The sequence below is a fragment of the Alcanivorax sp. NBRC 102024 genome (assembly GCF_001602235.1).
GTDB lineage: Bacteria > Pseudomonadota > Gammaproteobacteria > Pseudomonadales > Alcanivoracaceae > Alcanivorax.
On sequence record NZ_BDAS01000001.1, the window covers coordinates 765,395 to 780,083 of the forward strand.

The 14,689-nt window shown below is 54.4% G+C and carries 13 protein-coding genes; 6 read left to right on the plus strand and 7 right to left on the minus strand.

Annotation, left to right across the window (positions count from 1 at the left end):
* Positions 1-36: 36 nt before the first annotated feature.
* A complete protein-coding gene (locus tag A0251_RS03635; RefSeq protein ID WP_062815444.1) occupies positions 37-1,266 on the minus strand; it encodes a trans-acting enoyl reductase family protein in 1,230 nt (409 codons plus the stop codon).
* A gap of 194 nt (positions 1,267-1,460) precedes the next feature.
* Positions 1,461-2,642 (minus strand): alkane 1-monooxygenase, encoded by a 1,182-nt coding sequence (locus A0251_RS03640; protein WP_062815445.1) that lies wholly within the window; start codon positions 2,640-2,642, stop codon positions 1,461-1,463.
* Between the two features lie 164 nt (positions 2,643-2,806).
* On the opposite strand from A0251_RS03640, the gene A0251_RS03645 reads away from it, so the two are divergent.
* Positions 2,807-3,835 carry an AraC family transcriptional regulator gene (locus A0251_RS03645; RefSeq protein WP_062815446.1) on the plus strand — a complete coding sequence of 343 codons (1,029 nt, stop codon included), beginning with the start codon at positions 2,807-2,809 and terminating at the stop codon, positions 3,833-3,835.
* 48 nt (positions 3,836-3,883) lie between these two features.
* Here A0251_RS03645 and A0251_RS17580 read toward each other — a convergent pair whose 3' ends face one another.
* Positions 3,884-5,305 carry a fatty acid desaturase gene (locus tag A0251_RS17580; RefSeq protein ID WP_062815447.1) on the minus strand — a complete coding sequence of 474 codons (1,422 nt, stop codon included), beginning with the start codon at positions 5,303-5,305 and terminating at the stop codon, positions 3,884-3,886.
* A gap of 253 nt (positions 5,306-5,558) precedes the next feature.
* Between A0251_RS17580 and A0251_RS03655 the strand changes: the two genes are divergently transcribed.
* Positions 5,559-7,028 carry an NAD(P)/FAD-dependent oxidoreductase gene (locus tag A0251_RS03655; protein WP_062815448.1) on the plus strand — a complete coding sequence of 490 codons (1,470 nt, stop codon included), beginning with the start codon at positions 5,559-5,561 and terminating at the stop codon, positions 7,026-7,028.
* A 100-nt stretch (positions 7,029-7,128) separates the two neighbouring features.
* On the opposite strand, the gene A0251_RS03660 is transcribed toward A0251_RS03655, so the two are convergent.
* Positions 7,129-7,569 carry a YchJ family protein gene (locus A0251_RS03660; RefSeq protein ID WP_062815449.1) on the minus strand — a complete coding sequence of 147 codons (441 nt, stop codon included), beginning with the start codon at positions 7,567-7,569 and terminating at the stop codon, positions 7,129-7,131.
* Positions 7,566-8,150 carry a TetR/AcrR family transcriptional regulator gene (locus A0251_RS03665; protein WP_062815450.1) on the minus strand — a complete coding sequence of 195 codons (585 nt, stop codon included), beginning with the start codon at positions 8,148-8,150 and terminating at the stop codon, positions 7,566-7,568. Before A0251_RS03665 ends, A0251_RS03660 begins: the two co-directional genes overlap by 4 nt.
* Positions 8,151-8,242: 92 nt before the next feature.
* On the opposite strand from A0251_RS03665, the gene A0251_RS03670 reads away from it, so the two are divergent.
* Positions 8,243-8,659, plus strand: a complete 417-nt coding sequence (locus tag A0251_RS03670; protein ID WP_062815451.1) for a VOC family protein — start codon at positions 8,243-8,245, stop codon at positions 8,657-8,659.
* 51 nt (positions 8,660-8,710) lie between these two features.
* On the opposite strand, the gene A0251_RS03675 is transcribed toward A0251_RS03670, so the two are convergent.
* Positions 8,711-9,268: a gamma-glutamylcyclotransferase gene (locus A0251_RS03675; protein WP_062815452.1), complete on the minus strand. Its 558-nt coding sequence runs from the start codon at positions 9,266-9,268 to the stop codon at positions 8,711-8,713.
* A 77-nt stretch (positions 9,269-9,345) separates the two neighbouring features.
* Between A0251_RS03675 and pdxH the strand changes: the two genes are divergently transcribed.
* Entirely contained in the window at positions 9,346-9,975 is a 630-nt protein-coding gene (gene pdxH / locus A0251_RS03680) for a pyridoxamine 5'-phosphate oxidase (protein ID WP_062815453.1), read from the plus strand.
* 146 nt (positions 9,976-10,121) lie between these two features.
* Here the strand turns inward: pdxH and A0251_RS03685 are convergent, their stop codons facing one another.
* Positions 10,122-10,922 (minus strand): bile acid:sodium symporter family protein, encoded by an 801-nt coding sequence (locus tag A0251_RS03685; protein WP_082810738.1) that lies wholly within the window; start codon positions 10,920-10,922, stop codon positions 10,122-10,124.
* Between the two features lie 39 nt (positions 10,923-10,961).
* Here A0251_RS03685 and A0251_RS03690 point away from each other — a divergent pair, with 39 nt between their 5' ends.
* Both A0251_RS03690 and A0251_RS03695 read left to right on the plus strand, forming a co-directional pair.
* A complete protein-coding gene (locus A0251_RS03690) occupies positions 10,962-12,677 on the plus strand; it encodes a recombinase family protein (RefSeq protein WP_062815455.1) in 1,716 nt (571 codons plus the stop codon).
* Positions 12,678-13,012: 335 nt separating this feature from the next.
* Positions 13,013-13,972 carry a hypothetical protein gene (locus tag A0251_RS03695; protein ID WP_156478230.1) on the plus strand — a complete coding sequence of 320 codons (960 nt, stop codon included), beginning with the start codon at positions 13,013-13,015 and terminating at the stop codon, positions 13,970-13,972.
* Positions 13,973-14,689 lie beyond the last annotated feature (717 nt).

The window sequence follows — 14,689 nt, forward strand, 5'->3', positions numbered from 1 at the left end:
TTTTTATGGTTCCCGGGAAGTAGAGACGTGCCGGTATCAGTCGATCACGGTGAAGGTCATGCCGGCTTTTTCCTGCAGGCGTTTCAGCAGTGAATCACCGAGCAGGGACGATGTGGTCCAGAACCCCCCGGGCGCATCGGCGGGCACATCCTGGGCCAGACAGACGGCGGCTTGCCCCAGCAGCTTGGCGGTGGAGCCGTAGCCCGGGTCCGCATCGCCGGTGACTTTGACGCGGATGCTGTCGTTGTTGTCGGTCACCCCGAAGAAACGGATGTCGTAGAACCCCGCTTTCTGGGCTTCCGGGCTGGGGCCTTCGCCGGGTTGCGGCACCACGAATTTGTTGAGCAGCCAGCGAGTGGGTTTGATGGCGGCGGCAGCAAAGAACAGGCCGGTGCCAGTGCCGATCCCCAGGGCTTTCATGCGCCCGCCCATGCCCGGGCCGGCCAGCATGGCTTCGTTATAGGTGAAGTTGTCCCCGTAGGCGTTGCCGTTAAGCGCGTTGGAGCGATGCACGATGCGGCTGTTGATGGCATCCATTACGAACGGTGCTGCCCAGGCGCCGAAGTCGTCATCCTTGCGCGGCATGCTGATGCTGTCCTGACGGGCGCTGAAGCCATGATTGGGCGGGCACAGCAGGTAGGGGTTGGCCAGCTTCTTGCGCAGAGCCGGGTCTTTGCCGGCCTCTTCGGCAATGTTCATCATGCTCGCTACGGTGCCGCCGGACACGCCACCCTTGGCCACTTTGACGCGCATTTTCACCCGGGTGGCGGGGGCCTTGAAGCGGGCCCGGGCCTGCTGCTGCAGGAAGTAGGTGCCCATGTCCGAGGGAATGGAATCAAAGCCACAGCAATGCACGATGCGCGCGCCACTCTGTTTGGCCTGGTCTTCATATTTTTCCAGCATGGCGGCGATCCACTGCACTTCGCCGGTCAGGTCGCAGTAATCGGTGCCGCTGGACACGCAGGCGCGGATCATGGGTTCGCCATACAACGCATAGGGTCCTACGGTGGAGATCACCACCCGGGTCTGGGCGCAGAGAGTATCCAGGCTGGCGGCATCGTTGGCATCGGCGGTGAGCAAGGGCAGCGCGCTGCCGGCCTGGCCCAGTTGGGCTTTCACCTGCTCCAGTTTGTCTTTGGAGCGGCCCGCCGCGGCCCATTTCAGATCCCCATCCACCCCGTAAGTGTCAGTGAGGTACTGGCAGAGAATCTGGCCGACAAAACTGGTGGCGCCGAACACCACCACGTCAAACTGTGCATCACTCATGGGAACTCCTTGGCAATGAACGCAAAGCGAAATCGGAACGACTGTCCAATGATGGACCTATCCTAAGGGATTGATAGGGGTAAACATAACCGGGAAACAGCTCAGTGCCCCCTCGGTTTTGCAAAACCGCGAATGATCGCGGCAAAAAAAAAGCCCCACCAAGGAGGATGGGGCAAATGCCATACCCGGTTTTACTAAGACGAGGGTTTGATCTGGTACTTGCGAATCAGCGCATCGCGGCGCGCCGGATCAAAGTTGATGTTGGCAGCGTCATACCCGGCGTGTTCCAGCATGCGCCGGTCCATGACCTTGAACCACAGGGGCGGCACATAACTGATCAGGAACATGCCGAAGTAACCGTTGGGCAGTGTCGGCAGACCCTCGAAGTGTCGCAGGCTCTGATAGCGCCGTGCCGGGTGGGCATGGTGATCGGAGTGACGCTGCAAGTGGAAGGACGCCCAGTTGGAGAACATGTGATTGCTGTTCCAGCTGTGGTGGGGCTGGGTGCGCTCGTAGCGACCGGTGTCATCCTTGTGGCGAAGCAGGCCATAGTGCTCCACGTAGTTGGCGGAGGTGAGCTGCAGGTAGGACCACAGGGTCACGGCGGCAATGAAGGGCACCATTTTCCAGCCAAACAGGGCGATGATGCTGCCCCAGATGATCAGGCTGAGCAGGCCGGGCTGCAGGATCTCATTGTGCAGTGACCAGACTGCCTTGCCTTCCTTCTGCAGCCGCCCTTTCTCCAGCTGCCAGGCCCGCTTCATGGTGCCGGGAATCTCCCGCAGGGCGAATTTCCAGATGGACTCCCCCAGCCGTGAGGATGCCGGATCCTCCGGGGTGGCCACATCCCGGTGGTGGCCCTTGTTGTGTTCGATGGGGAAATGGCCATAGCCCAACGGTGCCAGCACCAGCTTTGCCAGCCAGCGTTCGGTGCGGGTTTTCTTGTGGCCCAGTTCGTGACCCAGGTTGATGCCGGCGGCGCCACAGATGGTGCCGGTCAGCAGCACCATGGCGATAATGCCATGCAGCGGCAGTGAGTGGGTGCCAACAAACCACATGCCGAACAGATAGGCACTCAGCAGTATGGGGACCAGTGCATAGGTCATGCGCCGATAGAACGGGTCGGCCTCCAGTTGCGGCACGACCTCTTCCGGCGGGTTGCTTTGATCTTCACCAATCAGCATATCCAGCAGCGGAATGGCCAGGTAATAGAAGGCCAATGGCAGCCACAGCATCCAGGGTTCGCCGGTGGCCATCACCATCAACGGACCCAGGAAAACCGTGCCCGGGACAAAGAGGGAAACAATCCACAGATGCCGCTTGCGATCGCGGTATTCGACGCCGGAGGGGCCGATAAAGACGCCAGCTTGGCTCATGCTATGACCTCGTTGGTTGTTAGTGGTATCCGAGTTTCACCATGGTGTGCCTGCCGCGGCCGCTCCGGCACCCCGTCAGGTGGCAATAAATCGTCATAAAGTGACAGACTAAACAGGCAGTTTAGGGGTAGGCTGGGGCATCATGACGGTCAGGAGTGTGGCGAATGGTGGACAAGCAAATGGATCGGCTCAAACCGGCCATTCATCCCACTTACAGCCGGGTGCTGTGCGCCCATCTGAAGCAGGAAGGCTTCAGCGATGCGGATATTTTTTCCGGTACCCGGCTGGCCTGGCAAGAGCTGCTCAGTGAGCATCGCTATCTGAGTCTGGAGCAGCTGTCCCGCTTGATACGCCGGGCCCAGCAGCTGACTGAAGAGCCCTGGATCGGGCTGAAGATCGGGGCGAATACGCCGGTGACGGCCCACGGCGCCCTGGGTTATGCGGTGGTATCGGCCCCGGATATGCGCACCCTGCTGTCAGTGGTGGCCCGCTTTGTGGGAGTGCGGTTGCAACTGATCCAGCTGCGCTTCGAGGAGCATGATGGCTGGGGCCAGTTATGGTTGCATGAAAACGTGGATCTGGGGGACTGCCGGGAGTTTCTTCTGGGGGCCCTGCTGGGCACTTACTTCCAGATGACCGATGCGGTTTCCGCCGGACGGATTCGGGAAGCCCGGGTCCAGCTGCCTTTCCCGCGTCCCGTCTGGGCGGCGCACTATGAGCGTTTGCTGGGCTGTCCGGTCATTTTCGGTGCGGATAACTTTCTGGTTGAAATGCCGCCGGAGCAGCTGGGATCTCCCTGTCTGACGGCAGACCCGACCATGCATCGCAATGCCACTCGGGATTGTGAACACCAGCTCAAGCAGCTGGAAAAGGGGGGCGCGTTCAGTCAGCAAGTGAGCATGGTGCTGCTGGATTGCCAGGGAGAGCTTCCTTCCCTGGAGGTTATGGCGGAGAAATTTGCCATGTCCACGCGCACCCTGATTCGCAAACTGAAAGCGGAAGATACCCGTTACCAGGAATTACTGGATGATGTTCGAAGTGAACAGGCCGCCTGGTTATTGACGGAAACCACCCTGCCCATAGAGCGCATTGCCGAGCAGCTGGGCTACCAGGATACATCGAACTTCAGTCGTACCTTTCGCCGCTGGTTTCAGACCACGCCTCTCGCCATGCGAAAGGCGTCCCGGGTGTAAAAGACCCCCGGCGCACAGGGGGGGATATTGCTTGCCGGGGTTGCCCTCTCAGTGTTGCTTGAGGACGAAATCCACTTTCTCGCGTACCGCACAATCCGGGCAGGGCCAGTCATTGGGAATCTGCAGCCAGCGGGTGCCCGGAGGAAAGCCTTCATTTTCCTCGCCACGGCTTTCGTCGTAGATGTAACCGCAGTTGGGGCACTGAAACTGGTGAGGGGTATCGAGATCCTGTTCCGCCTGACGGGCAGCCGCCACGGCACCCTCTGCCACATCCGGTTCCGAGTCAGCGCTTTGATAGGTCACGGCGGGCTGCTGCCATTTTTTCAGCAGTTCCTCGCGCTTGTCCGGCTGCAGATTGGCCTGGCTAAGGTCGCCCTTGTAATGCTGATAAACCAGCGGATCCATTTTCTGGTACCAGACAAAGGGGATATAGGCCGGCATCAGCATGGAGGCATAACCGGAAGGCAGCTGCGGGCTGTCGTCGAAATGCCGCAGGGCCTGGAAGCGCCGGGTAGGGTTGGCATGATGATCGGAATGGCGTTGCAGCTGATAGAGAAACAGGTTGGTAACGATATGGTTGCTGTTCCAGGAGTGTCTGGGTTCGCAGCGCTCATAGCGGCCATCGGCCTTCTTCTGGCGAAGCAAGCCATAGTGTTCCATGTAGTTGATCACTTCCAGCAGAGAGGCCCCATAGAAGGCCTGCAGCAGCAGGAAAGGCAATACGATCCAGCCCAGCCACAGGGTCAACAGCCCGAACAGCACCACCGTCATCAGCCAGGCCTGCAGGTTTTCATTTTTCAGTGACCACAGTGGCTCTTCGCAACGTGACAGGCGCTGGGCTTCAATCTGCCATGCGGATTTGACGCTGCCGATCATGGTGCGCGGCAGGAAGCGCCAGAAGGATTCCCCCATGCGGGCACTGGCCGGGTCCTCTGGCGTGGCCACGTTCTTGTGATGGCCCTTGTTGTGCTCCACAAAGAAGTGACCATAGGCCACCGGCGCCAGTGTGATCTTGGCCAGCCAGCGTTCGGTTTTCGATTTCTTGTGTCCCAGCTCGTGGGCAGTGTTGATGGCGATCCCGTTCACCGCGCCGACACTGAAGACAAGACCGACCAGACCCCATAACGGGACTTGTCCCTGGGCCACCAGCCAGGCACCCAGAATCGTGGCCAGGTATTGCATGGGAATATAGGCATAGACGATCAGGCGGTAATACTTGTCGTCTTCCAGTTGTGGGACGGCGGACTCCGGGGGGTTGTTGGTGTCGGTACCGATGAGCCAGTCGGCAAACGGGATCAGGCCATACACCAGGAAGGGACCACCCCATAGCAGACCGGGCCAGTCCCAGATAAACAGGTAAATGAGTAGAAACGAAACAGCCAGCACCGGGATGGCGGGGCTGAGTAACCAAAGGTAACGCTTGCCGTCGTGCCAGTCAGAAAAAGCGGTGGTTTGTTCTGCTGATTTCATCTCTCCACCCTACATGCCAGGTTGTGACTTTTACGCTATACCCAATGTTGCGGGTGGCCAAGCCATGGTTTGTATTAACTTGGCAACCTGCCTGCATTTTTTGCGGCAATAATTTGCATTTTAAGAAAGATCATAAAAGGATTGTTTAAGACATAAAGGTACGATGGGATAGAAAAAACGGTCGCAGCGCCGTTTCCCCAACAAGCCGGTGAAAGATAGCGAATGCATCGCTCAATATTTCGGGAGAGACGATATGGATAAATCCAACGATTCTCGAGAGTATGACGTGCTGATTATTGGTGCCGGATTGTCCGGCATCGGCGCCGCCTGTCATCTCCAGAAAGCGTGCAGCGACAAGACGTTTGCCATTCTGGAACGCCGGCAGGCCATGGGGGGAACCTGGGATCTTTTTCGCTATCCGGGTATCCGTTCCGATTCGGACATGTTCAGTTTCGGTTACGGCTTTCGTCCGTGGAATGAGTTGCAGGTGCTGGCGGATGGCCCTTCCATTCGGAATTATATCAAGGAAACGGCTGACGAATTCGGAGTCAGCCAGCATATTCATTACGGGTTGACGATTACCGGCGCGGACTGGTCTTCCGATAAAAAAATATGGACGGTAACTGCGCGACAGGAACGTCATGGAGAGACAGAAAAATTCCGCTCCCGTTTCCTGATCGGCTGTACCGGTTATTACAATTATGATCAGGGTTATCTGCCGGAATTTCCCGGCATGGAGCGTTTTCAGGGGACCTGTGTGCATCCCCAGCAATGGCCCGAGGATCTGGATTACCGAAACAAGAAAGTGGTGGTGATCGGCAGCGGCGCCACCGCCGTTACGCTGGTTCCCGCCATGGCGGAAGAGACCGCGCATATCACCATGCTGCAACGCTCCCCGTCCTATATTTTTTCGGTGCCCGCCTATGACAAGTTTTCTGAATGGTTGGACCGTGTATTGCCGTCTGGCTGGGTGTATCGCATGGCCCGCTGGCGGAATATCAAACTGCAGCGTTTGATTTATTTGCTGGCAAAAAAGTATCCCGATTTTACCCGCAAGCTTTTGTTGTCCAATGTCCGGCGCCATGTGGGAAAAGATTTCGACATGACCCACTTTCAACCTGTCTATCAACCCTGGGACGAACGACTCTGTGCGGTGCCGGATGCGGATCTTTTCCGGGATTTGCGTGAGGGCAAAGCGGACATCGTCACCGACCACATTGATACCTTTACGGAAAACGGTATCCGTCTGAAATCCGGCCGCGAACTGGAGGCGGATATCATTGTTACCGCCACCGGTCTGAACTTGCAGGTACTGGGGGGCATGGAGCTTTCCATCGATGGCGCTCCCCTGGATGTCAGTGAACGGATGACCTACAAGGGGGTGCTGATGGAGGGGGTGCCGAACATGGCCTGGATTTTCGGGTACACCAATGCCTCCTGGACCCTGAAGGCGGATATTGCGTCGGCCTATATTTGCCGTCTGCTCAATTATATGGATTCGGAGGGCATGGCGGTGGTAACTCCGCAAGGGGACAGCGATCTGACATTGGCGGACAGGTCAATCATGGATGCCCTGGCTTCCGGCTATGTGAAGCGCTCCAGTCATAAGCTGCCGCGCCAGGGACGTCACCATCCCTGGAAGGTTATGAACCATTACAGCAAAGACAAGCACATGCTTCTGGAGGAACCCGTGGAAGATGGCTTGCTGTCCTTTTCCCGCTAATCCCGGGCAAGAGGAATAAACGCGAGTGACGAGTTACGAGAAACGAGAAGCAAATTGACGCTGCCTTTCGCGCCTCGTGACTCGTTTTTCGCTACTTCCCTCACCCACAACACTTCTTGAATTTTTTTCCGCTACCGCAGGGGCAAGGGTCATTTCGGCCGCGCTTTAGCGGGATTACCGAGGGCGTGCCGTCCAGGTAATACCAGTGGCCGTTTTCGCGCACGAAACGGGAGCGTTCCTCGAGCACACTCAAGCCCTGGCGATCCTTGCTGGTAGCGCGAAAGTGGACCCAGCCGGTATCGCCCTCTTCACCGCTGGCGATAATTTCCAGGGCAAGCCACTGCGGGTCATCATCAAGATTCAGTCCAGGGGGGCGCTGGCTCAGGTGCCAGCTCTGGGCGATGTAATCGGTATTTTTCAGCGCAAAGGCGGAAAACCGCGAGCGCATCAGCGCTTCTGGCGATGCGGCGGGTTTGCCCTGGTGAAGGGGCTGACAGCAATGTGCGTAGTCCAGTCCGGACTGGCAGGGGCAAGCGCTCATGGGCTCTCTCCGCGAAAGCAATCGAACAGGGCCAGCAGATCCTGGCGCAGTCTGGGCCGATTGTCGGCCCGGGGATCATTCAGTACCAGCGCATTCATGGCGCCGTTAAGCAGCACGGCCAGGCCTTCGGCACTGCCGGAAAACTGCAGGGCGCCTTCTTCCATGGCTTCACGGATGCCTTCACACAACAGCGGGAAGCTGTAGCGCTCGTCCAGGGCTCGCCAGCGTTCCTGGCCCAGCACGGAGGGAGCTTCGACCACCAGGATGCGTCGCACATCGTCCCGCGCCATGAAGTCTACCCAGGCCAGACTGCCGGCTTTTAACGTGGCCAGGCTGCCGCGCTGCCCGGCCACCGCCTTTTCGATGGCGACCATGGCTTCCCGGCTGAGCAGATCGCAGACCGCTTCGAACAGCTCTGCCTTGTTGCGGAAATGGTGGTACATGGCGCCCCGGGTGACCCCGGCGCCGGTCAGAATGGTCTCGGTGCTGGTGTCCGCGTAGCCCTGTTCGGCAAACAGGTGACGGGCAGCATTGATCAGGCAGCCGCGGGTTTGGGCACGGCGTTGGGCATTGGTGGCCATGAAATCCTCTTCCGGTTGACAAACAGACTATCAGTTTGTTTTTATTTTCTCAAAACAGACTAATAGTCTGTTTTATCCCAAGGAGGTATCCGATGAAGATCCGCGACCGTTACCCCATCGTGGTGACCGAGCATAAAGTGGCCTGCCGGGATTTCTGGCAGCGGTATTTTGGTCTGGATGTGTTGTTCGACAGCGACTGGTTTGTACTGCTGGGAGACGCGGAGCAGGGCAGCGTGGTGGCGTTTATGAGTCCGGATCATCCCTCGGCACCGCCGGGTCCGGACACCTTTAGTGGACTGGGTATGTGTCTGGAGATCGAAGTGGAGGATGCCCGCCAGGCGCTGGCGGATTTCCAGTCCAGAGGGGGGCCGGTGGCGTACCCGCTCAGCGACGAGCCATTCGGTCAGCGCCGCTTCGGCCTGCGTGACCCCTCCGGATTATGGGTGGATGTGGTGGAGCAGATTGCGCCGCAGCAAGGCTATTGGGATCGGTACATGCAGACGGTGTGAGGGTGGTCGTTGCAGCTTTGCGAGCAAAGCTCCAACGGTAGACGGCAAAGCCTACAGGCTCAGCAGGTGCTGCTCGATGGTAAAGACATGCTCATCGTCAGCGTCCAGGGCGCGCAGGGCTTCAGCAAGCTGCAGCAGATAGTCCCGGTTACTGCCGCTGGGACCGTGGCTGGTGGCAATGTGACGGGCAATCAGCAGCTCGTCGCTCTGGCCGAGAAAGGCGGCATTGTCCTCGGTGGCGATGTAGACCAAGCCGTCAGCCTGATCGCCATCGGCGAAGGTCAGCGGGGTGCGAAATCGCAAATAGCCATTTTTCTCCCGGTGGTCCAGATGCTCGAACACATCCGGGGTGATGCGGTAGGCCATCCCGGTGCAGAGGGCGCCCGGTGCTGGTATCAGAGTGACCACACGGCCCGGGTTTTCCGGGGTGCCGCGATGGTCGTGGGATCCTTGCCAAAAGCGGCGCGTCCAGTCGCGGATGGTAGCGGGGCGGCGTTCCAGAAAGGGAAAATCCGCCTTGTAGATCAGCGAGCCATAGCCAAACAGCCACACGGGCTGGTGTGGATCCAGCGGGTGGCGCCGGCGGTTCTCTGCAGAGGTGTCGAGCATACTTTTCTTGATCCCGGTTCGGTGTCTTCACGGTCTCGGCGTTATACTCCGGGCTCAGTCTCACTGCCGGGGAAACCATGAAAGACGTGCGCGAAGAATATCATGCCGAGGGTCTGAACGAAGAGAGCCTCCACACCGATCCGGTGGAGCAGGCCCGGCGCTGGGTGGATGAAGCCATTGAGGCCGGGCTGCCCTTGCCCAACGCCATGACCCTGGCCACGGTCAGTGCTGACGGCCAGCCTTCCAGCCGGGTGGTGTTGCTGAAAGGAATCGAGGGCGGTGGCTTTACCTTTTTCACCCACTACGACAGTCGCAAGGGGGAAGAGATTGCGGCCAACCCCAAGGTATCGTTCACCATGTTCTGGCAGCCCTTCGATCGGCAACTGATCGTGATCGGTGAAGCCCGAAAAGTGGATGAAGAAGAGTCCGACAGTTATTTTGCGTCGCGGCCCTATGCCAGCCAGATCAGCGCCGCCATCTCCCCCCAGAGCCAGCCCGCCAGCCGGGAATGGCTGGAAGCGGAAGTGGAGGCTTTGCAACAGCAGCACCCGGAAGCGCCCGTGCCCCGACCAGCCAACTGGGGTGGCTACCGCATCATGCCCACGGAAATCCAGTTCTGGCATGGCCGCCCCAGTCGATTGCATGATCGCTTTTGCTATCGTAAGCAGGCAGACGGGAGTTGGGTGCGGGAGCGGCTTGCGCCGTGAATTAATAGTTAATAATGAATAATTAATAACGCGCGCAAGAGCACCGGAGCTATCCAAACCAAGAGGCCGCGTCCAAACTCTGGGCGCGGCCTCTTGCCGTTTGAAAGACTCGCAGCGTCAACCCGCGAGCTATTAATTATTCATTATTAACTATTAATTGCCTTTCGCCGCCAAATCGTCGCCAACAACGATCCGGACAGATTGTGCCAGATGCTGAACAGGGCCCCTGGCAGGGCGGCCATGGCGCTGAAGTGTTTTACTGCAAGCGCCACACCCAGACCGGAATTCTGCATGCCCACTTCGATGGCCAGGGTGCGGGCGCGCTTTTTGTCCAGGCGAAGCAGGCGCGCGATGCCATAGCCGCTGGCCAGACCGAGACCGTTATGGGCCACCACGGCAATAAAGATGGCCATGCCGGCCTGGGCAATATGGCCCTGGTTCAGGGCGACGATAATCCCGATCACCACCACAATGGCGGCCACGGATACCAGCGGGAAGACATCCCGTAGCGGTGCCAGCTGGCGGGCAAATCGGGTATTGAGAAAACAGCCCACGGTCACCGGCAATAGTACGATCTGCAGCAGGGAAATCAGCATGCCATCAATGGGCACCGGGATGCGCTCCCCCAGATACACCCAGGTCAGCAAGGGCGTGGCAACCACCGCCACCAGCGTGGAAGCAAAGGTGATCGCCACGGACAGGGCCACATCCGCCCGCGCCAGATAGGCGATCACATTGGAGGCAGTGCCGCCAGGGCAGGCGCCCACCAGCACCAGTCCCACCAGTAATTCCTGGGGAAGCTGCAGGGCGATGCCGATGGCAAAGGCCAGCAGTGGCATCAGGCTGTATTGCAGCAGCAGGCCCAGGCCGATAATCCCCGGCTGGCGCAGCACCCGCTGAAAATCCTCCCAGGTGAGCGACAGGCCCATGCCGAACATGATCATCATATATACTAATAGACCCCTATCAGATGCTATGATCGAGCAATGGCTAGAATCGCATACTCCTATCAGAGATTTTCAAACCAAGAGCAGGCTCGTGGAGACTCCCTTCGGCGTCAGCAGGCCCTTGTAGATCAGTATATCGCTGAGAACGGCCTCATACTGGACAAAACACTAACCGACCGGGGTGTCAGTGCCTACAAGGGTAAAAATGCCCGTCAGGGGGCTTTAAAGACGTTTCTGGACGGTGTTGAGAATGGAGACATTCCATCCAACTCAATCCTGATTTGTGAAAGTCTGGACAGAATCAGCCGTAACAATATCTATGACGCCCTTGATCTGTTTCTGAGCATTACTCGGAAAGGGGTCACGATTGTCACCCTCACTGACGGCCAACCCAAGGAGTATGGCAAGTCAGCAGACCCTATGCAGCTTATGGAATGCCTGTTCATCTTTAGCCGAGCAAACGAGGAAAGTGCTCGAAAAGGTGAGAGGGTCAAAGCTGCTTATGACAACAAGGTTGAACAGGTTAAACGCTGGTCAGAATCTGGATTAGCGGAGCCCGGAAAGCCACCAATTATCATCACAAGCGATACCCCAACTTGGATTGATGTAATTTGGGAAGATAAAAAATCGAGAAAGGGCGAACTAAAGCTGAACGAACGAAAGGTCAAGACAATAAAAAAAATAATTGACATGTATCTTTCTGGTGTAGGGCTTTCAAGTCTTGCGAAAGCGCTGAACGAATCAAAAACCCCGACCATTACCAATACGAAAAACTGGGGTTTCTCATATATCAATACAATCCTCAAGAATAGGGCGCTATATGGCGCTTTGGAAATGTATCAGACTGATACTGTTTTCTCTGAGGAAAAGCAAAAATACGTCAGGAGAAGAGCTCCAACTGGTGCAGTCATTGAAAATTACTTTCCTCCGGTAATTTCAAAAGAGGATTTTGATTACATACAGTCCGTGAAAAAGAACAGAAGCGGAAGAAAGGGAAGGAAAGGAGAGCGATTCTCAAATCTATTTACTGGCCTTGTCGTTTGTGGCGAATGTGGTGGATCGATGCGTTTCGTATCGAAAGGCAAGAAAGGGAAAAGCGGAGACGTGACAAATCTTGTTTGTGCCAATGCTTCAATAGGAGCCGGATGCAAGTACAAGCAAATCCACTATAGCGGTATTGAAGATAAGTTTTTCGATACGTTCAAGGATATACCCATTGAAGATCTGGCAGGCAGAAAATCAGAAGTTACAATTCAGATATCCAAGAAGCAAAAAGAAGTTGAGACCCTAAAAGCGGAACTTAATGATACAGAAGATAAAGCAAGCAATGTGGTTGACGCTATAGCAGAAGGACTTTCATCTACGAAATTAAAGAAAAAACTCTCTGATCTGGAAGTAAAGGCAGACAACCTACAGAGAACAGTAAGAGAGAAAGAAGCAGAGCTAGCCCAAAGAGAAAGGGAAAACCATAACAATAAAGAGAAGTTTCAGGAGATTCTTGATAAAGCAAATGAAGAAGGAAGCACTTACTACAGCCGATCCCAGATCAACGAGGCACTGAAACGTTACATTCACTTCATCGCTTTCTACCCGTTTCATAACTTTGCCATTATTAAATCAAAAGCAGGGAAAGATATTTCTTTCGACTATGCCGAAGATGAAACAATTGTCCTTGCTGATCAAGCTTGGTCAAAACACATGAAAAATGATTACTCTATCTGGAAGGAATTTCTTCCGCCCCCTGAAGATTACTAAAGCACTGCTTTCACTGCTTGCATTTTTTTACTAAAGCAGAGAGAAAGGAGAAATGTGCAAGCAGTATTAAATGGAATACATTTAAAGTTGCAAGCAGTAGTAAATGGGCCACAAGTGTCCATTTACGCTTGCTGTCTCGCTTTGCTTGACATTGTTTATAACCACAAAATCAAAGACTACTGCTTTAATAGATTTTGATTTTTCTTTTCTGGGGATTCCAGAAGGGGCGAAGCCTCTTTGGCTCACTGCATAACTTGTTATGCTTTAGTGAGTAAATCTGGCTCTTGCGATCCAGTTGAAAAATGATAATTTATATCATGAACAACTGGACAAGCATGAGACAGAAAGAAAAGAAAAACTTTGTCGCTGTGAGAACAGCATACTACAAGCAGAGCAAAGCCAGAGGAATACTGGCGCATGGCTACAGGGAACATACCAACTCCCCCAACGTCCACGAAAGATACACACACTTCAACTATGGAATGCGTTACCAGTCGCTAGACGACTGCATAACGCAATACAAAGCCGTGTCCGGTAGAAAACCACAGGATAAGATGAACGTGCTGTTTGAGCATGTTGTCGTGTTTTCCGAGGATCAATTCAAAGAGAGAAGGCCAAGCAAGAAAGAGTTTGACGAATGCATGCAGCGCTATATTAAAGCGATATATGCTGATTTCGGCTTCCAGCCGTTAGGCTATGAGCTTCACCTCGATGAAGGGCATACCGAAGAAAAGACAGGCGAATTCAAGCGAAATATACACGCTCATGTGTATTTCTTTAACTATGACTTTAAGAAGAAAAAAGCGCCATTGCGTGACTTAATGAAGAAAGGTAAAGACGAGAACGGCAAGACCCTACCGCTCAACCATAACTTTGTGAAAATGCAAGACTGCGCAGCATTAGCATTTAAGCCCCTTGGTTTTCGTAGAGGCATAAGCAAAGGGGAAAGGAATAGGAAGCATTTGGACAAAGATACGTATGTTGTTAGCAAGAAATTAAGCGAGATAATCAATAGATACGATAAAGTTAGAAGACTGGTTCACAATCTGGATAAAGATATAACAGCTAAAAAAATCAAGCTGAAAGAGCAAGAAGAACGATTGACTGAATATCAAGAGTTAGAAGCACTATACAACACAAAGATCCAGCCAATGATTTTCGCCTTTGAAAAATTAGAAGTAGCCTTTAAGGCAGGGCAAGACTATGAAGAACAACTCAACAGTTTTAAAAAACTACAATCAGAGATCACAGAAAAGGATCTCAAGAAAGCAGGAAGAAAAATAAAGAAACTTTGATTATTATTAAAGCACTGCACTGTGCGAGCAGTATTGAAATGTGGCTTATTGCTCATTTCAGGGGTGAATATCACTTCGCTCTATTCAATGTGGCTAAAAATGTGGCAAGCAATAATTCATGCCCCAGAAGAAATAATTTGACAAAATAAAAAAATATGAAATTATTTTTCAATAGGAATAAAAAAGAGTCGCATTGAGCGACTCTTGGTATGGTGAGAAGAAGGTCTGTGGAAGGACTGACACCATACAAAAAAGATTAACATTCATTTTTTGTATTTCAAGTCCTCCCACAAACAAACCTTTCAAAAAAATAATTTTTCACCATATCCGTCAATTTTTTGGATTCAAGATGGATTGGGAGATTGTCTATAAGTTTTATTCTTAGCGGTACAAGGGTTGTCTGCGTACCCGCGTATACTGGGGGGCTGTCCCTGCCGAGGTGGAGATCTTGGCTTACACATTGGAGCGAATTGTTCAGTTTGTCGGATCAATTAACGCCAATCACTGGAAAAGGACGTGAGTAACAGTGCAGAAGCTATCCTGACAAGATAGTTAAAGACTCACTAAGCGACGCAAAGCCGGGGTTGACACCCTGAGAGAGCAAACACTCAAAAGTGCTCCGGGCACACCCAAAATTAAGAAAAATAGGGTGGATGTCATTAGGGGGACTTTGCTCTGCAAAGTAGTAAAACGCGCCCACGAGGGAACCGAGTGGCA